The sequence below is a fragment of the Paraburkholderia sp. SECH4 genome (genome assembly GCF_030511745.1).
GTDB lineage: Bacteria > Pseudomonadota > Gammaproteobacteria > Burkholderiales > Burkholderiaceae > Paraburkholderia > Paraburkholderia madseniana.
Genome location: NZ_JALOCP010000004.1, coordinates 119,257 through 142,472 on the forward strand (window position 1 = coordinate 119,257; position 23,216 = coordinate 142,472).

Here is a 23,216-nt window from a genome sequence, read left to right on the forward strand (position 1 = left end):
AGACTATTCCTGATTCCGACACCGCCGGGTTCACTGCTTGCATAGGGTGCAATGGCCTGCCCCGCGGCGAAGCGCGTTTGGTACTATTGCTCCACGCTTTCTGCAGCCCCGCCCTGAAACGGGCATTGCACGCCTCCCATCACGTCGTTAGCCCTTCTGCCGTATGGACCATGACAACCTGATCGCGTGCCATGAATGCGATACGCTGTTCCGCAAGCCCCCGCTTGTCGGGCGCGTGGTCGCGCGCTGTCCGCGCTGCGGCGCGACGCTCTATCGCGGCGTCTCCCGCAAACTCGACAGCATCTGTGCGATGACGCTGGCCGCGCTGATCACCTTCGTCATCGCCCAGGCCTTCCCGATCGTCGAACTCGATGCCAACGGCATCACCTCGCAAACCACGCTGTTCGGCGCGCTCGTCGCGCTATGGGGCGAGGACATGCAGATCGTCGCGGTCATGGTGTTCTGCTCGACCATCCTGTTCCCGCTGACCGAGCTGGTCGCGCTGCTCTACGTGCTGATCCCGCTGCGCGCCGGCTATGTGCCGCCCGCCTTCAACCGCGTGTTGCGCGCCATTCAATTCGTGCGGCCGTGGGGCATGATCGAAGTGTTCATGCTCGGGGTGCTGATCACCATCGTGAAGATGGTGAGTCTCGCGCGCGTGATTCCCGAAGCGGCGCTATTCGCGTTCGGCGTGCTGACGCTGATGATCGCGGTAGTCCTCACGTTCGATCCGCGCGTGCTGTGGGATGTTGCCGACGAAATGGACGACCGCGGCCCGCGGCCGTTGCCGCGCACCTCCGCCGACAGCGCGGCGGCTGCCGTCAGTTCGGTCGCCGGGCCGCCCGCGCCACCGGAGGTGCAAGCCGGGTCGCAATCCACATTGCCGCCAGGCGTGCCGCCGGCCCCGCACCAGGGATGAGCGCACGATGAAATACGTCACCGCGAAGCGCGCGGGTCTGGTCTCCTGCCATGCATGCGGACGCGTCGAGCCGCGCATTCGCTCCGTCACGCCGCAGCACTGCAGCCGTTGCGGCGCGGTGCTGCACCGGCGCAACCCCGACAGCCTGATGCGCACGTGGGCGCTGCTGATCGCCGCCGCCTTGCTGTATATTCCCGCGAATCTGCTGCCGGTGATGCATACCTCGTCGCTCCTCGGTTCGGAAGACGACACCATCATGAGCGGTGTCGTGTACTTCTGGACCTCGGGCGACTGGCCGCTGGCCGTGATCGTGTTCATCGCCAGCATCATGGTGCCGATGCTCAAGCTCAGTGTGCTGGTGCTGCTCACCGCCACCGCGCAGCGCCGCTCGCGCTGGCGGCCGGAGCAACGCACCACGTTGTACCGCATGGTCGAACGGATCGGGCGCTGGTCGATGCTCGACGTCTTCGTCGTCACGCTGACCGTCGCGCTGGTCCGTTTCAAGTCGCTTGCTGTGATCACGGCCGGCCCGGGCGCGATCGCCTTCGGCTCGGTGGTGATTCTGACGATGATGGCATCCATGCAATTCGATCCACGGCTCATCTGGGACAACGTGGAAGGCAGTACTCCAAAACCTCAGGACCTCGACCATGACTAGCCCGCAAGAACCGACGCCCGCCTCCGATGCGCCGCGCAACGATTCGAACGGACCGAAGCTGCCGCCCCAACTGCCAGACCCCGACATCGAGCCGAAGAGCCGCTGGCTGCCCTCGCTCGTCTGGGTGATTCCGCTGATCGCCGCGCTGATCGGCGTCGCGCTCGTGATCAAGTCGGTAACCGAAAGAGGCCCGACCATCACGATCACGTTCACCAGCGCCGAAGGCCTCGAGCCCGGCAAGACCAAGGTCAAGTACAAGGACGTCGACGTCGGCTCGGTGAAGACCATCACGCTCTCGAAAGATCTGTCGCACGTGCTGGTTCAGGTGCAACTCACCAAGGAAGGCGAAGACTTCGCGGTCAAGGATTCACGCTTCTGGGTGGTGCGCCCTCGCGTCGGCGCGAGCGGCGTGTCCGGACTGACCACGTTGCTCTCGGGTGCGTACATCGGTGCGGACGCCGGCCATTCGCCGGACACGGAGAGAGACTTCGTCGGCCTCGAAACGCCGCCGCCTATTACAGGCGACCAGAAGGGCCACCAGTTCATTCTGCACGGCGACTCGCTCGGCTCGATCGACATTGGTTCGCCGATTTTCTACCGGCGCGTGCAGGTCGGCCAGGTGGTCGGCTTTTCGCTCGACAAGGACGGCACAGGTGTGACGATGCAAGTCTTCGTGTCCGCGCCGTTCGACCAGTACGTCGGCACCAATTCGCGCTGGTGGCATGCGAGCGGCGTCGATCTGCGGCTCGACTCGAGCGGCTTCAAGCTGAATACGCAGTCGCTTGCGACGGTGATCGTCGGCGGCTTGTCGTTCCAGTCGCCACCGGGCCAGGGCGTGGGCGCGCAGGCGCCGAACAACATGACGTTCCGCCTCGGCTCGGATGAACAGGACGCGATGCGCGAACCGGACGGCGTGCCGTTGCGCGTGGTGATGAACTTCAATCAGTCGCTGCGTGGGCTGTCGGTCGGCGCGACGGTCGACTTCCGCGGCATCGTGCTGGGGCAGGTGACCAACATCGGCATCGACTACGATCCGAAGACACGTAGCTTCACGATGCCGGTCACGATGAACCTGTACCCGGACCGCCTCGGCAAGCGCTTCCGCGAAACCGCGCCGACACCGGGGACCCTCGCAGGTCAGGCCTTGCTGCAACAGCTCGTCAAGCATGGCCTGCGCGGCCAGTTGCGCACCGGCAATCTGATTACGAGCCAGTTGTACGTGGCGCTCGATATCTTCCCGAAAGCGCCGCCGGCCACGGTTGACGTCACAGGCGATCCGCTCGAGTTGCCGACCATCCCGAACTCGCTCGACGAGCTGCAGGTGCAGGTTGCCGACATTGCGAAGAAGCTCGACAAGGTGCCGTTCGACCAGATCGGTTCGAACCTGAACAGCGCGTTGAAGAATGCCGACCAGCTATTCACGCGACTCGACAAGGAAGTCGTGCCGGAGGCACGCGACACGCTGGCCGCGGCGAAGCAGACCTTCGGTTCGGCCGAGGCGACGTTGCAGCAGGACTCGCCGTTGCAGTCGGATGTTCATCAGGCGTTGCAGGAACTGACGCGCACGTTGCAGTCGCTGAATGCGTTGTCGGATTATCTGGAGCGTCATCCGGAATCGCTGTTGCGCGGTAAAACAGGAGATAAACCATGATGTTTGCCCGGCTCCCCCGCCCGCCGCGCGGGCTCGTGCGCGGCGCTGTTTATATCGGCGCTCTGGCCGGACTGGTGGCGATGGCGGCGTGTTCGTCGCCGAGCAGCCGCTTTTATACGCTCGGCGCGGAGGGTACGCCTGCCGGCTCCGCGGCGCCGGTTAGCGCCAGGACTTCGGCTGCGCCAGCGTGGCTGATTGAAGTCGCGCCAATCGATGTGCCGCCGCAAGTGGCGAAGAATCAGCTTGTGGTGCAGACGGGACCGACGCAGGTCCAGGTGCTCGAGCAGGAGCGTTGGGCTTCGTTGCCGGGTGACGAGATTCGTCGAGCTTTGTCGACTAGTCTTACGCAGCAGCTGGGCACAATCGATGTGTATGGCACTGCTTATCCGGATACGACGCCGGTGTATCGGGTCAGCATGAATGTGCAGCGGTTCGAGTCGTGGCCAGGGTCGCATGCGTTGATCGATGCGGTTTGGAGTGTGCGGGCTGTACGGGGTGCTGCGGTGATGACCTGTCGGAGTGTGGTGAGTGAGCCGGTTAGCGGCGGCTACGATGCGCTTGTTAATGGGCATCGCGTCGCGTTGCAGCTGATTGCTGTGCAGGTGGCTGCTGCTGTGCAGGGGATGGCGGCTGCTTATCCTAAGGGGGGCTCCGCCGGGAAGGGGGTTGCTATTGCTGTGCCGGCTTGTCCTTCTGCTGTTGTGAGTAGTTGAGGGGTTTTTGCCCGCGCGGCGCTTGTTGTCCGGGTTCTTAGGGCGTTGGCCTTTCCTTGCATTGTTAGTGGTCTATTAGCGTTGCCCCTGTGCGGGGCGGCACCTACTTTTCTTTGCATGCCGCAAAGAAAAGTAGGCAAAAGAAAGCGGCTCAAACCGCTCATGCTAAGTGGGCACCGTGGTTTGCACAGGGTAGTGGTGCATCTGGAATCCGTGTTCTCGCACATTCCGCGTTAGTGACAAAGGAGTCATCAGCTCCCACTCCGCACTACGTGCGTCGCGGACGGGTCTGCGTGGGAAACCAGGGGCTTCGGTTGAGCACGGTGGGGCCGTCGGCTTCGCCTCGGCGACGCACCTCAACACTCGTCCGGGAACACCAACTTCATAATGATTTGTCGGTGTACTGCAATCACAGGCAGCGTTGCAGTCACAATCGCGATGGCGGTGCAAAGGCAAGCCACGGTTCGGTGGCGAGACGCGAGCGTCAAAACGTAGCGGGTGGTTTTCTGAAGTACTCTTCGGCGCGCGCAGCGCCGCCGGAAGTATGACGCCCTTGTCACAAGCCTATGCAGGTGCACGAACCCAGATTCCAGATGCACCACTATCCGTTGCAAACCACGGTGCCCACTTAGCAGTAGCGGTTTGAGCTGCTTTCTCTTGCCTACTTCTCTTTGCAGCCGGCAAAGAGAAGTAGGTGCCGCCCCGCACAGGGGCAACGCTAATAGACCACTAACAATTCAAGGAAAGGCCAAAGCCCTAAGAACACTGACAATAAGCGCCGCAGGCAAAAAAACCCCAAATGCTCACCTCAATCAAAAGACTCCTAAAGAAATGGCGCGCCTCCCGCGACAGCGGCCACCAGCTCGACGCGCTGCTAGCGATCGCCGACAAGACGGCACCGTATCCAGACCGTAGCGAATGGCTGATCGAACTCGCCCATTGGATCCACCGCGGCCGCGCAGTCCACCCCGAGCAACCAGGCACCGCCAGCCCCACCCCAGCACACACAAGAATCCGCTACATGCTCAACGTGCTGGACCGCAACCCAGCCTGGAAGAGCAACGTCGCCGGCATTCTCCGTGCGCTACTGCGCGAAAGCGACGGCCTTTCGCTTCTCTGCGATGCAGGCATGCCCGTGCACTCAGGCTTCTTCGGCGCACTCTTCGAGCGCCTCGAAGCCTCCCTGATCCCGCCCGCGCCAAACCGCCGCGATCTGCGAGCAATCGTCACGCTGATGTTCAGCCAGGACCGCGACGCCGATTGGATCGCCAATCTGCCCACCGATCTGCTCACCCGCATCCGCGCGCTCTTCGATTACGAACAGGACGACAGCAAACAACGCGACACCACCCCGTTTTCGCTCGACCTGCTGGCCGCCCTGCACAACCTCACCTGCCAGATCAGCTCGACCGGTCTGTCGCAAACCGTTCGCAGTCGCCTCGGTGAAGTCGACCTCGGCGATGCCGGCGGCGTGCGCGTCGCCATGGAAAAGCAGCCGTTCTACCGGCTCACGCGCGCCATGCTCGCCGTCGAAGCGGCCCATCAGGCAGTCAGCGAAGGCGCCCCGCAGGAGAAGCTGCTGCATGAGGTCAACTATCTGCGCCTGCTGCTCGACGAATGCCGCAGCGCCACCGACAACGTCTTCGCCCATCTCTATCGCAACGGCGTCAGTGTCGATATCGTGTTCCAGGTCGAACGGATGCGCATGCGCATCGTGCGCGCGGAACACCTGCTGAACGCCTGGATGGCGCAGGACGATCCGCATGCCGGCGCACGTCTCACCGCCGAACTGGTGGACGCGAATCACGCGAGCCAGAGCGTGGCGCATCTCGTGCGCAGCAATTTCTCGTTGCTGGCGCGCAAGGTCGTCGAATACAGCGCCGATACCGGCGAACACTACATCGCCCGCGATCGCGTCGAATACCTGAAGATGCTGCGCATGGCGGCCGGCGGCGGGCTCGTGACCGTCGTCACGGTCTGCGTGAAATTCGCCATCACCGGCGCGCATCTGCAATCGATGTTCGAAGGCCTGCTCGCCGGCATCAACTACGCGGCCAGCTTCCTGCTGATGCACTTCCTGCACTTCTCGCTCGCCACCAAACAACCGGCGATGACCGCGCCTACGCTCGCCCGCGAACTCGACGGCACCGGTACGCCGGCAGGCGTCGACAGCTTCGTGAGTTCGGTGACCGCGTTGATGCGCACGCAGGCAGCCGCGGTGCTCGGCAACGTGCTGCTGGTGTTTCCAGTGTGCTTCGGCGTGCAATGGGTGTGGCACGCGCTCTTCAACGCCAACATCATTTCGCCCGAGAAGGCCCACGCCACGCTGCACTCGTTCTCGCTCCTGGGACCGACGCCGTTCTACGCCGCGCTGACCGGCGTGCTGCTATGGTCGTCGAGCTTGCTGTCAGGATGGGCGGACAACTGGTTCGTCCTGCATCGCGTGGCGGATGCGCTCGCCTACAACCGGCGCCTGCGCATGACGCTCGGCGCGGCCGGCACCGCCCGGCTCGCTGCCTTCTGCCGCTCGAATGTGGCGGGCGTCGTGGGCAACATCACGCTCGGCCTGATGCTCGGGCTCGTGCCGGCGATCCTCACCGCCTTCGCCTTCACTTTCGAGGTGCGTCACGTGACACTGAGCGCCGGCTCGATCGGCATCGCGCTCGGTGTGCTCGGCAAGGACGCGTTGAAGTTGCCGGAGCTGTGGTGGGCGGTTGCGGGTGTCGGCAGCATGGCGATCCTCAACGTGGCCGTGAGTTTCGCGCTCGCCTTCTACATGGCGGTGAAATCGCGCGACCTGCGGCGCAATGCGGTGCGCTCGCTGCGCGGCGCGATCTGGCAGCGGGTGTTCAGGCATCCGCTGGAGCTGGTATGGCCGGCCAAAGCGGCGCCGCACCCCGACCGCGTACAATAGCGCCTTATCTAACGCCTTCCGGCAACCTCAATGTCCTTCGATTTCTTCCTTCCCTGTCCGCGCGGCCTTGAAGCCTCGCTCGCCGCCGAACTCGCGGAAATTGCCGCGAAGCACCTGAACGGCGCGCCGTTCGCGGCCGGCGCGCAAGTGCCCGGCGGTGTGCATTTCCGCGGCGGCTGGGCCGCCGGCATGGCCGCCAACCTGCACTCGCGCCTCGCGAGCCGCGTGCTGCTGAAAATCGCGCATCGGCCGTATCGCAGTGAACAGGACGTTTACGCGCTCGCGGTCGAACAGCGTTGGGAGCAGTGGTTCTCGGCAAACGAAACGCTGCGCGTGGATGTCACCGCCATCAAGTCGCCGCTGCGCAGCCTCGAATTCACGACGCTGCGTGTCAAGGACGCGATCTGCGACCGTCTGCGTGAAGTGAGCGGCGCGCGTCCGAACATCGATACCGCCATGCCCGACGTGCGCGTGTTCGCGTTCCTCACGGCCACCGAATGCACGCTCTACCTCGACACGTCCGGCGATCCGCTCTTCAAGCGCGGCTGGCGGCTGGATAAGGGCGCGGCGCCGCTGCGCGAGAACCTCGCGGCGGGCATCCTGCGTCTGACCGGCTGGACCGCCGGCACGCCGCTGTACGACCCGATGTGCGGCAGCGGCACCTTCCTCGCGGAAGCCGCGCAAGTGGCGCTGAATATCGCACCGGGTGCGGAACGCCGCTTCGGCTTCGAGAAGCTCAAGCAATTCGACGCCAAGACCTGGCAACCGCTGAAGGCCGCCGCGCTCGACGCCAAGCACGCCGCGCGCACCTCGCGCGCCGATCTGCAGATCTTCGGCAGCGATATTTCCGGCGACATGCTCGACAAGGCGCGTGCGAACTTCCAGCGCGCCGGTCTGCCGTCGATTCCGCTCAAGCAGGTCGATGCGCGCGGCATGACGGCGCCGTCGGCTGAGCCTGGCATCCTCGTCGCGAATCCGCCGTATGGCGAGCGGATCGAAGTGCGCGGCCGCAACGCGCGCGGTGAAATCCGCGAAGGCCGCGCCACGCGTGAAGGCCGTGACGACGACAGCTTCCACCGCGCCCAGGAAGAGGTACCGGACAGCGAGTTTTTCCAGTCGCTCGGCGATGCGCTGAAGCAGCGTTTCACCGGCTGGCATGCGTTCATCCTGACGTCGGATCGCAAACTGCCCGGCCAACTGCGTCTGCGTGAATCGACCAAGACCCCGCTCTTCAACGGCGCGCTCGAATGCCGGTTGTTCCGTTTCGATCTGATCGCGGGCAGCGTTCGCCAGCGGCCGCAGAACAACGACACACCGGCAGCGTAAGCCGGAGCAGAGCAGCACTGAAAAACCCGCGGATTCTGGTCCGCGGTTTTTTTTTGCCGGTAGCTCGGCGATCGGCCGGGGTTGGATCCCACCTGTTGTCACACCAGCTTCTCCGTTCCTCCGTTCGCGGCCGCCTCGCCCCGCCATTCGGCCATCCCGCGCGCTCTGCCGCTCTACCATCCCGCCACGGCTGCCGGCTCTTCGACCACCACGTCCTTTTGCTACGCCCGCCACTCCCTACTGACACTACGCTGTCAGTAGCCCCCCCGCACACTCCTTCTCACGCCATCCGGCGCTTTGCACGGCTTACCGCCATCCCCAGGAGAGTGTCATGTTCGCATCATCCAAAGTTGTTGCATGGTTTGAGATTCCGTCCGTCGATTTCGAGCGCGCCGTTCGCTTTTACGAAGCCGGGCTCGACGTCAAACTGACTCGCGAGGAAATTGGCGGCCAGCCGATCGCCATCTTCGGCTACGAGGAACCGGCCACCGGCGGCGCGATCATCCATAGCCCGTCGATGACGCCCTCCGACGACGGCGTGCTCGTCTATCTGAACGCCCGGCCGACCGTCGACGCCACCCTCGCCCGCATCGAAAAGGCTGGCGGCAAGACCGATGGTCCGGTGATCAAGTTGCCGCAGGACATCGGCTACATCGCGTTCTTCACCGACACGGAGGGCAACCGCCTCGGCCTGCATTCGTTGACCAACGGCTAACAGCCAACGCGGCGCACAAGCGCGGCGGCCAGCAGGCACCGCGCAGAACGCTGACCGGAGCGCGGCATGCGGCGCTATCATCGCGGGACTGTTCCTGTCCTTTTCTACAAGACGCCCACGATGACGCGCCGCGCCGACCGTCTGTTCCAGATCGCCGAACTGTTGCGCGGACGGCGTCTGACCACCGCGCAACAACTCGCCGACTGGCTGCATATCTCGCTGCGCACGGTCTATCGCGACGTGCGCGATCTGCAACTGTCAGGCGTGCCAATCGAAGGCGAAGCGGGCATCGGCTACCGGTTGAGCCGCGCGGCGAGCCTGCCGCCGCTCACCTTCACCGCCGATGAACTGGCCGCGCTCGCAGCAGGCGCGCGGATGCTCGAATCGTGGGGCGGCGCCGGCTTCGCGAGCGGCGCACGCGGGGCGTTGGCGAAGATTGCCTCGGCCATGCCCGCCGACAAGCGCGCAACGATCGAACGTCTGGCGATCTTCGCGCCGTCGTTTCATATCAAGGCGGAGTTTTCAGCGAAGGTGGATGTGCTGCATCGGGCGATCGATGCACGTCAGGTGGTGAGTTTTGCCTATACCGATGCGAATAGCGCAGAGACCGAGCGGCGCGTGTGGCCGCTGTCGCTGGCTTATTGGGGCGCGCGCTGGACGCTCGGCGCGTGGTGCGAATTGCGCAGCGATTTCCGCAATTTCGGGTTGGAGCGGATCCGGGATCTTGAGGTACTCGAAACGTATCCGGATCAGGAAGGACGACGATTGGCGGATTGGCTGCGGCATGTGAATGCGAAGCCGCGGTGAATCACGAAGCGCCTTGCCTCGGCCAGATTTCGCGCACGCATCAGCCGCGTATCTGGCAGTTCGCGGCCCGCTGCGAGGCAGGCCGCGTAGCACAGTAGCGCTGTTATTCCACCGCCTTCACCATATCCTCGATCACCTTCTTCGCGTCGCCGAACACCATCATCGTCTTGTCCATGTAGAACAGGTCGTTGTCGAGGCCGGCGTAACCCGCCGCCATCGAACGCTTGTTCACGATCACCGTGCGCGCCTTGTACGCCTCGATGATCGGCATGCCCGCGATCGGCGACTTCGGATCGTTCTTCGCGGCCGGATTCACCACGTCGTTCGCACCGAGCACCAGCACCACGTCGACCTGACCGAACTCGCCGTTGATATCGTCCATTTCGTAGACCATGTCGTACGGCACTTCGGCTTCGGCAAGCAGTACGTTCATGTGTCCCGGCATCCGTCCGGCCACCGGGTGAATCGCGTACTTCACCTCGATGCCCTTCTCGACCAGCTTGTCGGTGAGCTCCTTCAGTGCATGCTGCGCACGCGCCACCGCAAGACCGTAACCCGGCACGATCACCACGGTTTCGGCATTGCCGAGCATGAACGAAGCGTCATCAGCCGAACCGGATTTCACCGGACGCTGCTCCGCCGACCCACCTGCTGCCGCAGCACCCGCCTCGTTACCGAAGCCGCCGAGTATCACGTTGAAGAACGAGCGGTTCATCGCCCGGCACATGATGTACGACAGGATCGCACCCGACGAGCCCACCAGCGAGCCCGCGATGATCAGCATCGGATTGTTCAGCGAGAAGCCGATGCCCGCCGCCGCCCAGCCCGAATACGAGTTCAGCATCGACACGACCACCGGCATATCCGCGCCGCCGATCGGGATGATGATCAGCACGCCGAGCACGAAGGCGATGATCGTCATGATGATGAACGGCAACCACGACTGCGTGAGGAAGAAGATCACGCCGAAGCCGAGCATCGCGAGCGCGAGGAACAGGTTGATCAGATGCTGCCCTGCATAGACGACCGGCGCGCCCTGGAACAACCGGAACTTGTACTTGCCCGACAGCTTGCCGAACGCGATCACCGAACCGGAGAACGTAATCGCGCCGACGAACGTGCCGATGAACAGCTCGACGCGATTGCCGTACGGCAGGAAGCCCGGCACCGGATTCTCCGGATCGACCAGACCGAAGGCCGACGGCTCCGACACCACCTCATACGCGATACACACGGCCGCAAGACCGATCAGCGAGTGCATCGCCGCGACCAGTTCCGGCATCTTGGTCATCTCGACGCGCGCGGCGACGAACGCGCCGATCGCGCCGCCGATCACCAGTGCGACCAGCAGCAGGCCGAGCCCTAACCCAAGATTCGAGCCGAGCGCATTCGCCTGTTTGACGATCAGCGCGATGGTGGTGAGGATCGCAATCGCCATCCCGACCATGCCGAAGGTGTTGCCGGTGCGCGCCGTCTTCGGATTCGACAGCCCCTTGAGCGCCTGAATGAAACAGACCGACGCGACCAGATAAAGCAGCGTGACGACGTTCAGACTCATTACGCATTCTCCTTGGCCGTCTTGTCAGCGATGAGCTTCTTCGGCTCTTTCTTGCGGAACATCTCCAGCATTCGCCTCGTCACCAGAAATCCGCCGAACACGTTCACCGCCGCAAGCGCGACGGCGAGCGTGCCGAAGAACTTGCCGGTGTCGCCCACGGTGAGGCCTGCGGCAAGCATCGCGCCGACGATCACGATCGCCGAAATCGCGTTGGTCACGGCCATCAGCGGCGTGTGCAGCGCGGGCGTGACGTTCCAGACGACGTGGTAGCCGACGTAAATCGCCAGCACGAAGATGATCAGGTTGATGACGGTGTGGTTGATGACTTCCATCGCCGTTCTCCTCTATGCCTTGCGCGTGACTTCGCCGTCACGGGCCAGCAGCGTGGCCGCGACGATGTCGTCCGCGAGATCGATGTTCAGGGCGCCTTCCTTGGTGATGATCAGCTTCAGGAAGTCGAGCAGGTTGCGTGCGTATAGGGACGACGCATCGGCGGGGACCATCGAGGCCAGATTCGTATAGCCGACGATCTGCACGCCGTTTCGGGTGACGACCTGGTCCGCTTCGGTCAGCGGGCAGTTGCCGCCGCGACGGCCTTCGTACTCGGCGCCGCGTCCTGCCGCGAGGTCCACCAGCACGGAGCCGGGTTTCATCGCCTGCACGGTTTCCACTGAGATCAGTGTCGGCGCAGCACGGCCCGGGATCAGGGCGGTCGAGATCACGACGTCAGCCTGTTTGGCCCGCTCGTGAACCAGTGCGGATTGCCGCGCAAGCCACGAAGGCGGCATCGGCCGCGCGTAGCCGCCGACGCCCTGCGCGGCTTCACGCTCCTCGTCGGTTTCATAAGGCACATCGAGGAACTTGGCGCCGAGCGATTCGATCTGCTCCTTGACCGCCGGACGCACGTCGGACGCTTCGATCACGGCGCCGAGGCGCTTGGCGGTCGCGATGGCCTGCAGACCGGCCACACCTGCGCCGAGAATCAGAACTCGGGCCGCTTTGACAGTGCCCGCCGCGGTCATCAGCATCGGCATGAAGCGGGGATAAAGCGTGGCAGCCAGCAGCACCGCCTTGTATCCGGCGATGTTCGCCTGCGACGACAGCACGTCAAGGCTCTGCGCACGGGTGGTTCTTGGCGCGGCTTCCAGAGCGAACGCGGTGACACCCGCGGCCGCCAGCTTTGATGAGTTTTCGGTATTAAACGGATCAAGCATGCCGACCAGCGTCGCGCCGCGCTTCAGAAGCGGCAACTCGGCATCGGTCGGCGACTGGACCTTGAGGACCAGATCAGCCCCAAAAGCAGTAGCCGCGTCGACGATTTCAGCGCCGGCGGCTGTAAAAGCTTCGTCAGGAAAGCTTGCGCCGGTGCCGGCGCCGCTCTGGATCGTGACCCGGTGGCCCTGGGTCACATACTTCTTGACCGTTTCGGGCGTCGCGGCGACGCGGGTTTCGTGCGCGCGCGTCTCGGCTGGCACTCCGATGTGCATCTTTTCTCCTCCTCGACTTCCTGTTTTACGACAGAGCTGCCGACGAGGCACGCCGGCTTGCAAGTGCAACGGCTAACGGCGTCACTTTAACCGAAACCTGGGGGTGCGCAGAAATCGGGGACAATCCGGGGGTGCCCGGCGGGCGACGCGGCTCGTTGGCTGGGGCTGAGCGGCCCTCGCAGCCGCCCGCCCGCTTCCAGGCAGCCCAGGCCCATAAACGGTAAAATGCGCACCCATGAAACCGGAAACCTGGCTGCCGCACGTCACCGTTGCGGCCATCGTCGAGCGTGACGGGCGTTTTCTCGTGGTCGAGGAACATACCGCCGACGGCCTGCGCCTGAATCAGCCCGCCGGCCATCTGGAAGCGGGCGAAACGCTTCTGGAAGCGGTCATCCGCGAAACGCTCGAGGAAACCGCGCAACCGTTCACGCCCGAGGCGCTGGTCGGCATGTATATGACGCATTTCGAGCGGCCCGGCAGTGAGGGCGTGACGTATCTGCGCTTCACCTATTGCGGCACGAGCGGCAAAGCGGATACCGAGCGCGCGCTCGATCCCGACATCGTCCGCACACTGTGGATGAGCGCCGACGAACTACGCGCCTGCCCCGAACGGCATCGCACGCCGCTTGTCATGCAATGTCTCGACGATTACCTCGCGGGACGGCGTTTCCCGCTCGACTTCGTGCACACGCATTCGGTCGGGCAAAAACAGGCGTGACCCGTCACAAGCGGGCCTGATCTGTCACGAGCGGTCAGGCAGACGACAGGGCAACACGGTCCACCCACGATCAACGAAGTTCCGCAGTACCCAGTGAGCACCTCATGAGCAAGCAGAAAGTCGTAGTAGGCATGTCGGGCGGCGTCGATTCGTCGGTTACCGCGTGGCTGCTGAAGGAACAGGGCTACGACGTGGTCGGCCTGTTCATGAAAAACTGGGAAGACGACGATGACAGCGAGTACTGCTCGACGCGGCAGGACTGGATCGACGTCGTCTCGGTGGCGGACCTGATCGGGATCGACGTGGAAGCGGTCAACTTCGCCGCCGAATACAAAGACCGCGTGTTTGCCGAATTCCTGCGCGAATATTCGGCCGGCCGCACACCGAATCCAGACGTGCTGTGCAACGCCGAAATCAAGTTCAAGGCCTTCCTCGATCACGCGATGTCGCTCGGCGCGGAAACCATCGCGACCGGCCACTATGCGCGCGTGCGCGAGAACAACGGCCGCTTCGAACTGCTGAAGGCCTTCGATCATACGAAGGACCAGTCGTACTTCCTGCATCGGCTGAACCAGGCGCAGTTGTCGAAAACGCTGTTTCCTTTGGGCGAGATTCCGAAAACCAAAGTCCGCGAGATCGCCGAACAGATCGCGCTGCCGAATGCGAAGAAGAAAGATTCGACCGGCATCTGCTTCATCGGCGAACGGCCGTTCCGCGACTTCCTGAACCGCTATCTGCCGACCAAACCCGGTCCGATGAAAACCACCGACGGCAAAGTGGTCGGCGAACACATCGGCCTCGCGTTTTACACCTTCGGGCAGCGCAAGGGCATCGGCCTCGGCGGCAGCAAGGAAGGCAGCGGCGAGCCGTGGTTCGTCGCCGGCAAGGATATTGCGTCGAACACGCTGTATGTCGCGCAAGGCCATGACCATCCGTGGCTGCTGAGCCATACGCTTTCCGCAGGCAATACGAGCTGGGTCGCGGGCGAACCGCCGGCCGACGGTTTCGCGTGCGGCGCGAAAACTCGTTACCGGCAAGCGGACGCACCGTGCTCCTTCAGCGCGGCAGGTGTCGGCGAAGGCCTCTTCGAGCTGAATTTCGACGCCGCGCAATGGGCTGTCACACCGGGGCAATCTGCGGTGCTCTACGATGGCGACGTATGTCTCGGCGGCGGCATCATCGAACACGCGGTGACTGGGCAGCCAACGGCACGCCAGCCGCAACAGGCAGCCCTGCTCACCGCCCGTTGAACCATGAGTTCGATCGTGCGGCAACGCTTCGGCGCCGCCGCACACGCCTCACCTGCATGTCTCATCTTCACGCTTCACCGACGCGTTTCACCTTCGAGCCGCAGCTAGCTTCACCATAACAAACAGGTGTTCGTTCCCCTCGCGGCAGACTCCGTTTGCGCCGACAGCGTTGACGATCCCTCCGCGACGATCCTCACTGCACTGGAGTCCCCATGTTTTCTCGACGTTATCTGGCGATGTGGTGCGCAGTCGTGCTGTTCGCAGCCTGCGCTCTGCTTGGCGCGACGCAGCACATTTCGTGGTTCTGGATCATCGTGCCGGTGGCGCTCGTCGCGCTCGGCCTGTTCGATCTGACGCAGCAGCATCACGCAATTCTGCGTAACTATCCGCTGTGGGGCCACTTCCGTTTCCTGTTCGAATTCATCCGCCCGGAGATCCGCCAGTATTTCGTCGAGGACGACACCGACGAGAAACCGTTCTCGCGCGCGCAACGCAGCATCGTCTATCAGCGCGCGAAGAACGACGTGGATAGCCGTCCTTACGGCACCGAACTCGACGTCAAAGCCGTCGCGCACGAATGGATCAGCCACTCGCTCGCGCCGACCAAGCTCGATAACCACGACTTCCGTATCGTCGTCGGACCGGATCGCGCGCAGCCCTACTCGATGTCGATCTTCAACGTCTCGGCGATGAGCTTCGGCTCGCTGTCGGCGAACGCGATCATGGCGCTGAACCTCGGCGCGAAGAAAGGCAACTTCGCACACGACACCGGCGAAGGTTCGATGTCGAAATACCACCGCGAGCATGGCGGCGACATCATCTGGGAAATCGCTTCGGGCTATTTCGGTTGCCGTAACGACGACGGTACCTTCAGCGCGGAGAAGTTCGCGAAGCAGGCCGCCGAGCCGCAAGTGAAGATGATCGAGGTGAAGCTCTCGCAAGGTGCAAAGCCCGGTCACGGCGGCGTGCTGCCAGCGGCGAAAATCACGCCCGAGATTGCGGAAACGCGCGGCGTGCCAATGGGCCGCGATTGCATCTCGCCCGCTACCCACTCCGAATTCTCGTCGCCGCGTGGCCTGCTCGAATTCGTCGACCGCTTGCGCACGCTGTCCGGAGGCAAGCCGACCGGGTTCAAGCTGTGCATCGGGCATCCGTGGGAATTCTTCGGCATTGCCAAGGCGATGCTGGAGACGGGGATTCTGCCGGACTTTATCGTGGTCGACGGTGCGGAAGGCGGCACGGGCGCAGCGCCATTGGAGTTCACCGATCACGTCGGCGTGCCGTTGCAGGAAGGGTTGCTGCTGGTGCACAACACGCTGGTCGGCATCGGCTTGCGTCAGCGCATCCGGATCGGCGCGAGCGGCAAGATGATTACCGCGTTCGATATCACCAAGACTTTGGCGATCGGCGCGGATTGGGTCAATGCGGCGCGTGGCTTCATGTTCGCGGTCGGTTGCATTCAGGCGCAGACCTGCCATACCGGCCGCTGCCCGACCGGCGTCGCGACCCAGGATCCGGTTCGTCAACGTGCGCTGGTCGTACCGGACAAGGCCGAGCGCGTGTTCAACTTCCATCACAACACGCTGCATGCGCTGAAGGAAATCATTCAGGCCGCGGGGCTCAAGCATCCGGCGGAATTGCGAGCGCATCACATCGTGCGGCGCGTGTCGTCGCATGAAGTGCGGTTGATGTCCGATCTGTTGAAGTATCTCGATCCGAACGATCTGCTGAAAGGCAACTATCGCTACACGTTGTACGAGAAATATTGGCCGATGGCGCAAAGCGATTCGTTTGCGCCGAAGGTTGAACTGGCCGCGACGTAAGGCAGTTGTGGCGGCGATTGGCTCGTGAGCCGATCGCTGCGTAGGTCTTAGAATTTGACGACGAGTTCTTGCAGAAAAAAAAGAATCCTTAAGAGCTCGTCTCATATACAAGGACAGCGGCGGACCGTACATTTGCGTGATCTTTTTCCCGCTCAATGTCCATGGTTACGCGCCCTCCTGCTCCGCTGCCGCTCAGCGAACACACGCAACTCGTCCAGACGCGTCATGGCTGGATGCTCGCCAATCCCAACGACTTCTATCTAGGCCGCGCGCTCATCGAATACGGTGAATGCAGCGAACTCGAATCTGCCGTGTTGCGGCAGTTGCTGGTGCAGCCGGGCATCGTCGTGGAAGTCGGTGCGAATATCGGCGTGCATACGATCATGCTGGCGCGTGAGGCGCAGGCGCGTCGCCAGGTGCTCGTCGCGTTCGAGCCTCAGCCGGTGATCTTTCAGAACCTCTGTGCGAATCTCGCGGCCAACAGCATGCGCAATGTGCTCGCGTGGCCGTATGCGTGCGGGGCCACAGCCGGGACGCTGTATTTCGCGCAGCCGGACTACGATGCGCTGGGCAACTTTGGCGGCGTGTCGATGCAGACCGAGGCTGCGGCGAACACGCTCCCGGTTCCGTGCGTGCGGCTGGACGACGCGCTGCGCTCACATACCGTGGGGCTGCTTAAGCTCGACGTGGAAGGGTTCGAGTTGAACGCGCTGCTGGGCGCGCAGGAAACCATCGCCCGCTCGCGACCGGTGATTTATGTGGAGAACGACCGGTTCGATCGGTCGCAGGCGTTGATTGAGTGGTTGTGGTCGAAGGAATATCGGTTGTGGTGGCACTTGCCGCTTTTGTTCAATCCGGCCAATTTCTTTGGACGAACGGAGAATATCTACGACCGCGTGGTGTCGTGCAATATGCTGGCGCTTCCGCGGGAACTGGCGATGGAGATTGACGGGTTCGTCGAAGTGACGGATTCGGGGGCGCATGCGTTGATGAGTTTGAGCAGGTAGCGGACGGGACACGTTCCGACAAAACAAACGACCATCGGCCGCCTGAAGCGGCCTTGTTTCGTTTGAAGAACACTTCAGTCCCCGTCCGACCCCGCAAAACGGACACCCCCCTCCCTTTCCGTTAAAATCTACGGTTTAGCACTTCGCTCCACGGCCAGCTCGCGCGCTCCGGCGTTTGCGGCGCGGCCCTATGCCCGAAAGGCACTTCATGCTCACGTTTCAGCAAATCATCCTGACACTGCAGTCCTACTGGGACAAGCAGGGTTGCGCGTTGCTCCAGCCGATCGACATGGAAGTCGGCGCGGGCACGTCCCACGTCCATACTTTCCTGCGCGCAATCGGTCCGGAGCCGTGGCGAGCCGCCTATGTGCAGCCGTCGCGCCGCCCGAAAGACGGCCGCTACGGCGAGAACCCGAACCGCCTGCAGCATTACTACCAGTATCAGGTCGTGCTGAAGCCGGCGCCGGAAAACATCCTCGACCTGTACCTCGGCTCGCTCGAAGCCCTCGGTTTCGACCTGAAGCAGAACGACGTGCGCTTCGTCGAAGACGACTGGGAAAATCCCACGCTCGGCGCCTGGGGTCTCGGCTGGGAAGTGTGGCTGAACGGCATGGAAGTGACCCAGTTCACCTACTTCCAGCAAGTCGGCGGTCTGGATTGCAAGCCGGTGCTGGGCGAAATCACCTACGGTCTCGAACGTCTCGCGATGTATTTGCAGAAGGTCGAGAACGTCTACGACCTCGTCTGGACCGAGTGGGAAGAGCAAGGCCCGAACGGCCCGGAACTTCGTCGCCTGACGTACGGCGACGTGTACCACCAGAACGAAGTCGAACAGTCGACCTACAACTTCGAGCATGCAAACGTCGATCTGCTGTTCACGTTCTTCAACAGCTACGAAGCGGAAGCCAAGCGCATGATCGACGCACAGATCGCGCTGCCTGCTTATGAACTGGTGCTGAAGGCCGGCCACACGTTCAACCTGCTGGACGCCCGCGGGGCGATCTCGGTCACGGAACGTGCCGCGTATATCGGCCGGATTCGCGCGCTGTCGCGTCTGGTCGCCCAGGCTTACTACGACTCGCGCGAAAAGCTCGGTTTCCCGATGCTCGGCAATCCGGTGCACGGCGTGCCCGGCCTCACGACCGACGAACAGGATGCCGCCATGCCCGCGTGGGCGCCGCCGCTGAAAGTCGAACGCAAGATCGACCAGGACTGACGAGAACATCAAGAAATGACTCAACCCCATCAAGCTACCCTGCTCGTCGAGCTGCTGACCGAAGAACTGCCGCCGAAAGCGCTCGCGCGTCTGGGCGACGCCTTCGCCGAAGGCATTGCGCAGCGCCTCGCGGCGCGCGACCTGGTCGAAGGCGAACTGTCGTTCGAACGTTATGCGACGCCGCGCCGTCTCGCCGTCACGATCAAGAACGTGCGTTCGGTCGCGCCGGAAAAACACGTGCGAGAAAAAGTGCTGCCGGTTTCCGTCGCGCTGGATAAAGACGGCCAGCCCACCGCGCCGCTCGCCAAGAAACTGGCCGCGCTCGGCTTCCCCGATTTTTCGGTGAACGACCTGGAGCGCGCACAGGACGGTAAGGCCGAAGCCTTCTTCCTGCGCTACGCCGCGCCGGGCGCCACGCTCGCCGAAGGCCTGCAAAGCGCGCTCGACGAAACGATCGCCAAGTTGCCGATTCCGAAGCCGATGACGTATCAGCGCCCGGACGGCACCAGTGTGCAGTTCGTGCGCCCGGCGCACCGTCTGACCACGTTGCACGGCGAACAGGTCGTGCCGGTCACGGCACTGGGCGTCGATGCCGACGACACCACGCTCGGCCACCGCTTCCTGTCTGAAGGTTTCGTGCAGATCCAGCACGCGGATTCGTACGCCGATACGCTGATGCACAAGGGCCGTGTGGTCGCGAATTTCGCCGACCGCAAGGAAACCATCCGCACGCATCTGCTCGCGCAAGCCGATGGCGATCAGGTCGTGATGCCGGAATCGCTGCTGGATGAAGTGAATTCGCTGGTCGAATGGCCCGTGGTCTACGCCTGCCGTTTCGAGGACGAATTCCTGCAAGTGCCGCAGGAATGCCTGATCCTGACAATGCAGACGAACCAGAAATACTTCGCGTTGACGGATGCGAACGGCAAGCTGCGCTCGCGCTTCCTGATCGTGTCGAACATCGAAACGAAGACGCCTGGCGATATCGTCGAAGGCAACGAACGCGTGGTGCGTCCGCGTCTGGCCGATGCGAAGTTCTTCTTCGAGCAGGACAAGAAGAAGCCGCTCGCCGAGCGCGTACCGCTGCTCGCGAACGTCGTGTATCACAACAAGCTGGGGTCGGCGCTGCAACGCGTCGAGCGCGTCGAAGCCCTGGCGGGTGCAATTGCCTCGCTGATCGGTGCAGATGTCGCGCTCGCCAAGCGCGCTGCACGTCTCGCCAAGGCCGACCTGATCACCGACATGGTCGGCGAATTCCCCGAGCTGCAAGGCACGATGGGCACGTACTACGCGCGCCACGACGGCGAGCCGGAAGAAGTCGCGCTGGCATGCTCGGAACACTATCAGCCGCGTTTCTCCGGCGATGCCTTGCCGGCCACGGCAACCGGCACCGTCGTCGCGCTGGCCGACAAGCTCGAAACGCTGGTCGGCATCTGGGGCATCGGCCTGCAACCCACCGGCGAGAAGGACCCGTTCGCGCTGCGCCGTCATGCGCTCGGCGTGCTGCGGATTCTGGTCGAGAAGCAATTGCCGGTCGACCTGATCGAACTGCTGCGCACCGCTTACGCGCAATTCGCCACCGTGCCGGGCGTCGCCGATTCGACGCAAGCGATCTACGAATTCAGCATGGACCGCCTGCGCGGTCTGCTGCGCGAACGCGGCTACGCGCCCGGCGAAATCGACGCGGTGTTGGCACTGAACCCGACGCGCCTCGACGACATCGTCGCGCGCCTCGATGCAGTCCGCGAATTCGCGGCACTGCCGGAAGCAGCATCGCTCGCAGCGGCCAACAAGCGGATTTCGAACATCCTGAAGAAATCGGAAGGTTCGACGACCGGCGGTGTCCAGGTTGCACTGCTGACCGAAGCGGCCGAAAAAGCCTTGCATGCGCAACTCGAACAGGTTGCACCGCGCGTGCAATCGCAACTCGCCGTACGCGACTACACGGGCGCACTCACCGCGCTCGCCGCGCTGCGCGAACCAGTCGACACGTTCTTCAACGACGTGATGGTCAACGCCGAAGATCCGGCGTTGCGCGCCAACCGTCTGGCCTTGCTCGGCGCACTGCATCAGCAGATGAATTGCGTCGCCGACATTTCCCGACTCGCCGCCTGAGCCCCGCGCCATGCCAACCAAAAAGGTGGTGATTCTCGACCGCGACGGCGTGATCAACGTCGATTCCGACGCGTTCATCAAGTCGCCGGACGAATGGGTTGCCCTGCCCGGTTCGCTCGAAGCGATCGCGCGGCTGAACCAGGCGGGTTATCGCGTGGCAATCGCGACCAACCAGTCGGGCATCGGCCGCGGTCTCTTCGACATGAACGCGCTCAATGCGATGCATCTGAAAATGCATCGCATGGCGGCGGCGGTCGGTGGGCGCATCGACGCCGTGTTCTTCTGCCCGCACACGGCGCAAGATCAATGCGAATGCCGCAAACCGAAGCCCGGCATGCTGAAGATGATCGCCGAACGTTTCGAAGTCGATCCGCACCATACGCCGGTGGTCGGCGACGCGATGCGTGATCTGCAAGCGGGCGCCTCGCTCGGCCATCCGACGCATCTGGTGCTGACCGGCAAGGGCCGCAAGACGCTCGCAGCCGGCGGCCTGCCCGAGGGCACCCGTGTGCACGACGACCTGCGCGCGTTCGCACTCGACTTCCTTTCCGACGCTCACGAGTGACGCGCACCACGCGCGTCCTCAACCCTCACTGACCACGCCGATGCGCTTCATTCGTTCTTTGCTGCTGCTGATCTACTTCGTGCTCTTCACGGTGCCGTACGCAACCGCGTGCTTCATCGCGTTTCCGTTCATGCGCGCCGACAATCGCTACTGGATGGCGGCCGGCTGGTGCCGCGCCACGCTTCACACGGTGCGTTGGCTGAATGGCATCCGCTACAAGATCGAGGGCTATGAGAACCTGCCTAACGGTCCGGCCGTGCTGCTGTCGAAGCATCAATCGGCATGGGAAACGCTGGCGTTTCCGGCGCTGATGCCGCGGCCGCTGTGCTACGTGTTCAAGCGCGAGCTGCTGTACGTGCCGTTCTTCGGCTGGGCATTGGGCATGCTGAAGATGGTCCACATCGACCGCAAGGAAGGCAAGTACGCGTTCGAATCCGTCATCAAGCAAGGCAAGCAGCGCATGGCGGAAGGCGCGTGGGTCATCATGTTTCCGGAAGGCACACGTACGCCGACCGGCAAGCAAGGCAAGTACAAAACCGGCGGCGCGCGTTTTGCGATTGCTACCGGCGCGCCGGTCGTGCCGATCGCACACAACGCCGGACGTGTGTGGCCGCGCAACTCGTTTCTCAAATATGCGGGTATAGTCACAGTGTCGATCGGCAAGCCGATCGACACGACGGGGCTCACGCCCGATGAAGTGAACACGCGCGTCGAAAAGTGGATCGAAGCTGAAATGCGTCGCATCGATCCTACCGCGTACCGCGCGGCGGAAAGCAGCTCCTCCGCCGCCGCACCAATCTGACGCGCCCGCGCCCTCGAAGGCGCATTTGCGCGAAGCCGAATCCGATGCAGAAGTCTCCTACGTCGCAGCCCGCTGCGGCGCTCGATAACCGGCAGCTCGATCTCCCGCTCTTCGCCGAGCCGGGGTCGACGTCGTCGTCCCCAACACCCTCCGCACCAACGGCGGGCTCGCAGAGCGGGCAGCAGCCGGCCGTGCCGCTCGCACCGGACGGCACGAAGCTGCGCAGCCTCACCATTGGTTCGCGCACGCTGCACTATGCGCTCAAGCGCTCGGCACGCCGCTCGATCGGCTTTGCGATCGACAGCACCGGCCTGATGATTACCGCACCACGTTGGGTCACGCTCGCGGATATCGAAACCGCGATCACCGAAAAGCAGCGCTGGATTTTTACGAAGCTGATCGAATGGCAAACGCGTGTCGAACAGCGCGCGTTGCCCAAGGTCGACTGGAAAGATGGTGCGGAAGTGCCGTATCTCGGCCAGCCGGTGCGCGTGAAGCTCGGTTCGCCGCAAGGCACGCTCGCGTTCAACGCGGATGAAGCCGCACTGCAAGTGCCGCTGCCGTTGCAAGCGGACCCGCAGCAGATCAAGGATCGCGTGCAAGGCTGGCTGCAAGGCGAAGCAAAGCGCCTGTTCGGCGAACGCCTCGCAATCTACGCGGAGAAGCTGGGCGTCAACTATCGCGCGTATGCGCTCTCTTCCGCGGCCACGCGTTGGGGCAGTTGTTCGAGCGATGGGAAAATCCGCCTGAACTGGCGGTTGATTCACTTCCCCCTGTCGATCATCGATTACGTCGTGGCGCACGAACTCGCGCATCTGCGCGAGATGAATCACAGTCCGCGCTTCTGGGAGACTGTTGAATCGATTTTTCCGGAATTCCGCGAGGCGCGGCAGACGTTGAAGTCGCATCCGCCGGAATTGCTGCCGACGCTTTAAGGCCTTCAGATCCTCTTTGGCCTTCTTCGGCCCTTCA

20 protein-coding genes are annotated in these 23,216 nt (G+C 63.2%); 17 read left to right on the top strand and 3 right to left on the bottom strand.

Translation table 11 applies throughout. The features are described from left to right. Nucleotides 1-163: 163 nt before the first annotated feature. The 8 genes from M0D67_RS07765 to M0D67_RS07800 all read left to right on the top strand — a co-directional run bounded on the left by M0D67_RS07765 (nucleotide 164) and on the right by M0D67_RS07800 (nucleotide 9,703). Complete coding sequence (locus tag M0D67_RS07765) at nucleotides 164-919, top strand: paraquat-inducible protein A (RefSeq protein WP_171926306.1); 756 nt, start codon at nucleotides 164-166, stop codon at nucleotides 917-919. A gap of 7 nt (nucleotides 920-926) precedes the next feature. Further along, complete coding sequence (locus M0D67_RS07770; RefSeq protein WP_097391329.1) at nucleotides 927-1,577, top strand: paraquat-inducible protein A; 651 nt, start codon at nucleotides 927-929, stop codon at nucleotides 1,575-1,577. Continuing rightward, nucleotides 1,570-3,228 carry an intermembrane transport protein PqiB gene (locus M0D67_RS07775; protein ID WP_154566663.1) on the top strand — a complete coding sequence of 553 codons (1,659 nt, stop codon included), beginning with the start codon at nucleotides 1,570-1,572 and terminating at the stop codon, nucleotides 3,226-3,228. Before M0D67_RS07770 ends, M0D67_RS07775 begins: the two co-directional genes overlap by 8 nt. Next, a complete protein-coding gene (locus M0D67_RS07780; RefSeq protein WP_266238421.1) occupies nucleotides 3,225-3,941 on the top strand; it encodes a membrane integrity-associated transporter subunit PqiC in 717 nt (238 codons plus the stop codon). The genes M0D67_RS07775 and M0D67_RS07780 overlap by 4 nt, the downstream gene beginning before the upstream one ends. A gap of 799 nt (nucleotides 3,942-4,740) precedes the next feature. Beyond that, nucleotides 4,741-6,855 (top strand): site-specific recombinase, encoded by a 2,115-nt coding sequence (locus M0D67_RS07785; RefSeq protein ID WP_266238422.1) that lies wholly within the window; start codon nucleotides 4,741-4,743, stop codon nucleotides 6,853-6,855. 30 nt (nucleotides 6,856-6,885) lie between these two features. Continuing rightward, on the top strand, nucleotides 6,886-8,181 hold the full coding sequence (locus M0D67_RS07790; protein WP_154560589.1) for a class I SAM-dependent RNA methyltransferase: 1,296 nt from the start codon (nucleotides 6,886-6,888) through the stop codon (nucleotides 8,179-8,181). A gap of 331 nt (nucleotides 8,182-8,512) precedes the next feature. After that, nucleotides 8,513-8,896 (top strand): VOC family protein, encoded by a 384-nt coding sequence (locus M0D67_RS07795; RefSeq protein ID WP_154560588.1) that lies wholly within the window; start codon nucleotides 8,513-8,515, stop codon nucleotides 8,894-8,896. A 66-nt stretch (nucleotides 8,897-8,962) separates the two neighbouring features. After that, nucleotides 8,963-9,703: a YafY family protein gene (locus M0D67_RS07800; protein ID WP_154560587.1), complete on the top strand. Its 741-nt coding sequence runs from the start codon at nucleotides 8,963-8,965 to the stop codon at nucleotides 9,701-9,703. A gap of 103 nt (nucleotides 9,704-9,806) precedes the next feature. Here the strand turns inward: M0D67_RS07800 and M0D67_RS07805 are convergent, their stop codons facing one another. The 3 genes from M0D67_RS07805 to M0D67_RS07815 are packed head-to-tail and all read right to left on the bottom strand — an operon-like array spanning nucleotide 9,807 to nucleotide 12,748. Beyond that, on the bottom strand, nucleotides 9,807-11,261 hold the full coding sequence (locus tag M0D67_RS07805) for an NAD(P)(+) transhydrogenase (Re/Si-specific) subunit beta (RefSeq protein ID WP_266238424.1): 1,455 nt from the start codon (nucleotides 11,259-11,261) through the stop codon (nucleotides 9,807-9,809). After that, complete coding sequence (locus M0D67_RS07810; protein ID WP_028198874.1) at nucleotides 11,261-11,593, bottom strand: NAD(P) transhydrogenase subunit alpha; 333 nt, start codon at nucleotides 11,591-11,593, stop codon at nucleotides 11,261-11,263. Before M0D67_RS07810 ends, M0D67_RS07805 begins: the two co-directional genes overlap by 1 nt. A gap of 12 nt (nucleotides 11,594-11,605) precedes the next feature. Continuing rightward, entirely contained in the window at nucleotides 11,606-12,748 is a 1,143-nt protein-coding gene (locus M0D67_RS07815) for a Re/Si-specific NAD(P)(+) transhydrogenase subunit alpha (RefSeq protein ID WP_154560585.1), read from the bottom strand. 235 nt (nucleotides 12,749-12,983) lie between these two features. On the opposite strand from M0D67_RS07815, the gene M0D67_RS07820 reads away from it, so the two are divergent. The 9 genes from M0D67_RS07820 to M0D67_RS07860 all read left to right on the top strand — a co-directional run bounded on the left by M0D67_RS07820 (nucleotide 12,984) and on the right by M0D67_RS07860 (nucleotide 23,179). After that, entirely contained in the window at nucleotides 12,984-13,466 is a 483-nt protein-coding gene (locus M0D67_RS07820) for an NUDIX hydrolase (RefSeq protein WP_154560584.1), read from the top strand. Between the two features lie 104 nt (nucleotides 13,467-13,570). Then, entirely contained in the window at nucleotides 13,571-14,716 is a 1,146-nt protein-coding gene (mnmA, locus tag M0D67_RS07825) for a tRNA 2-thiouridine(34) synthase MnmA (protein ID WP_154560583.1), read from the top strand. Nucleotides 14,717-14,928: 212 nt separating this feature from the next. After that, on the top strand, nucleotides 14,929-16,539 hold the full coding sequence (locus tag M0D67_RS07830) for an FMN-binding glutamate synthase family protein (protein WP_154560582.1): 1,611 nt from the start codon (nucleotides 14,929-14,931) through the stop codon (nucleotides 16,537-16,539). A gap of 161 nt (nucleotides 16,540-16,700) precedes the next feature. Beyond that, nucleotides 16,701-17,546, top strand: a complete 846-nt coding sequence (locus M0D67_RS07835; protein WP_199203036.1) for an FkbM family methyltransferase — start codon at nucleotides 16,701-16,703, stop codon at nucleotides 17,544-17,546. A gap of 208 nt (nucleotides 17,547-17,754) precedes the next feature. Then, nucleotides 17,755-18,762 (top strand): glycine--tRNA ligase subunit alpha, encoded by a 1,008-nt coding sequence (glyQ, locus tag M0D67_RS07840; RefSeq protein ID WP_013088411.1) that lies wholly within the window; start codon nucleotides 17,755-17,757, stop codon nucleotides 18,760-18,762. 15 nt (nucleotides 18,763-18,777) lie between these two features. Beyond that, nucleotides 18,778-20,877, top strand: coding sequence for a glycine--tRNA ligase subunit beta (glyS, locus tag M0D67_RS07845; protein WP_154560581.1), 2,100 nt, complete (start codon nucleotides 18,778-18,780; stop codon nucleotides 20,875-20,877). Nucleotides 20,878-20,887: 10 nt separating this feature from the next. Then, a complete protein-coding gene (gmhB, locus tag M0D67_RS07850; RefSeq protein WP_063494776.1) occupies nucleotides 20,888-21,442 on the top strand; it encodes a D-glycero-beta-D-manno-heptose 1,7-bisphosphate 7-phosphatase in 555 nt (184 codons plus the stop codon). 40 nt (nucleotides 21,443-21,482) lie between these two features. Beyond that, nucleotides 21,483-22,244, top strand: a complete 762-nt coding sequence (locus M0D67_RS07855; protein WP_266238433.1) for a 1-acyl-sn-glycerol-3-phosphate acyltransferase — start codon at nucleotides 21,483-21,485, stop codon at nucleotides 22,242-22,244. Between the two features lie 44 nt (nucleotides 22,245-22,288). Beyond that, nucleotides 22,289-23,179, top strand: a complete 891-nt coding sequence (locus M0D67_RS07860; protein ID WP_154560579.1) for a M48 family metallopeptidase — start codon at nucleotides 22,289-22,291, stop codon at nucleotides 23,177-23,179. The last annotated feature ends 37 nt before the right edge of the window (nucleotides 23,180-23,216 follow it).

Excerpts from the sequence above, each read along its gene's own strand:
- M0D67_RS07805 (WP_266238424.1), bottom strand. The coding sequence starts at position 11,261 with ATGAGTCTGAACGTCGTCACGCTGCTTTATCTGGTCGCGTCGGTCTGT.
- M0D67_RS07770 (WP_097391329.1), top strand. The coding sequence starts at position 927 with ATGAAATACGTCACCGCGAAGCGCGCGGGTCTGGTCTCCTGCCATGCA.
- M0D67_RS07830 (WP_154560582.1), top strand. The coding sequence starts at position 14,929 with ATGTTTTCTCGACGTTATCTGGCGATGTGGTGCGCAGTCGTGCTGTTC.
- glyQ (WP_013088411.1), top strand. The coding sequence starts at position 17,755 with ATGCTCACGTTTCAGCAAATCATCCTGACACTGCAGTCCTACTGGGAC.
- glyS (WP_154560581.1), top strand. The coding sequence starts at position 18,778 with ATGACTCAACCCCATCAAGCTACCCTGCTCGTCGAGCTGCTGACCGAA.
- M0D67_RS07780 (WP_266238421.1), top strand. The coding sequence starts at position 3,225 with ATGATGTTTGCCCGGCTCCCCCGCCCGCCGCGCGGGCTCGTGCGCGGC.
- M0D67_RS07820 (WP_154560584.1), top strand. The coding sequence starts at position 12,984 with ATGAAACCGGAAACCTGGCTGCCGCACGTCACCGTTGCGGCCATCGTC.
- mnmA (WP_154560583.1), top strand. The coding sequence starts at position 13,571 with ATGAGCAAGCAGAAAGTCGTAGTAGGCATGTCGGGCGGCGTCGATTCG.
- M0D67_RS07835 (WP_199203036.1), top strand. The coding sequence starts at position 16,701 with ATGGTTACGCGCCCTCCTGCTCCGCTGCCGCTCAGCGAACACACGCAA.
- gmhB (WP_063494776.1), top strand. The coding sequence starts at position 20,888 with ATGCCAACCAAAAAGGTGGTGATTCTCGACCGCGACGGCGTGATCAAC.
- M0D67_RS07775 (WP_154566663.1), top strand. The coding sequence starts at position 1,570 with ATGACTAGCCCGCAAGAACCGACGCCCGCCTCCGATGCGCCGCGCAAC.
- M0D67_RS07800 (WP_154560587.1), top strand. The coding sequence starts at position 8,963 with ATGCGGCGCTATCATCGCGGGACTGTTCCTGTCCTTTTCTACAAGACG.
- M0D67_RS07815 (WP_154560585.1), bottom strand. The coding sequence starts at position 12,748 with ATGCACATCGGAGTGCCAGCCGAGACGCGCGCGCACGAAACCCGCGTC.
- M0D67_RS07855 (WP_266238433.1), top strand. The coding sequence starts at position 21,483 with ATGCGCTTCATTCGTTCTTTGCTGCTGCTGATCTACTTCGTGCTCTTC.
- M0D67_RS07790 (WP_154560589.1), top strand. The coding sequence starts at position 6,886 with ATGTCCTTCGATTTCTTCCTTCCCTGTCCGCGCGGCCTTGAAGCCTCG.
- M0D67_RS07810 (WP_028198874.1), bottom strand. The coding sequence starts at position 11,593 with ATGGAAGTCATCAACCACACCGTCATCAACCTGATCATCTTCGTGCTG.
- M0D67_RS07765 (WP_171926306.1), top strand. The coding sequence starts at position 164 with ATGGACCATGACAACCTGATCGCGTGCCATGAATGCGATACGCTGTTC.
- M0D67_RS07795 (WP_154560588.1), top strand. The coding sequence starts at position 8,513 with ATGTTCGCATCATCCAAAGTTGTTGCATGGTTTGAGATTCCGTCCGTC.
- M0D67_RS07860 (WP_154560579.1), top strand. The coding sequence starts at position 22,289 with ATGCAGAAGTCTCCTACGTCGCAGCCCGCTGCGGCGCTCGATAACCGG.
- M0D67_RS07785 (WP_266238422.1), top strand. The coding sequence starts at position 4,741 with ATGCTCACCTCAATCAAAAGACTCCTAAAGAAATGGCGCGCCTCCCGC.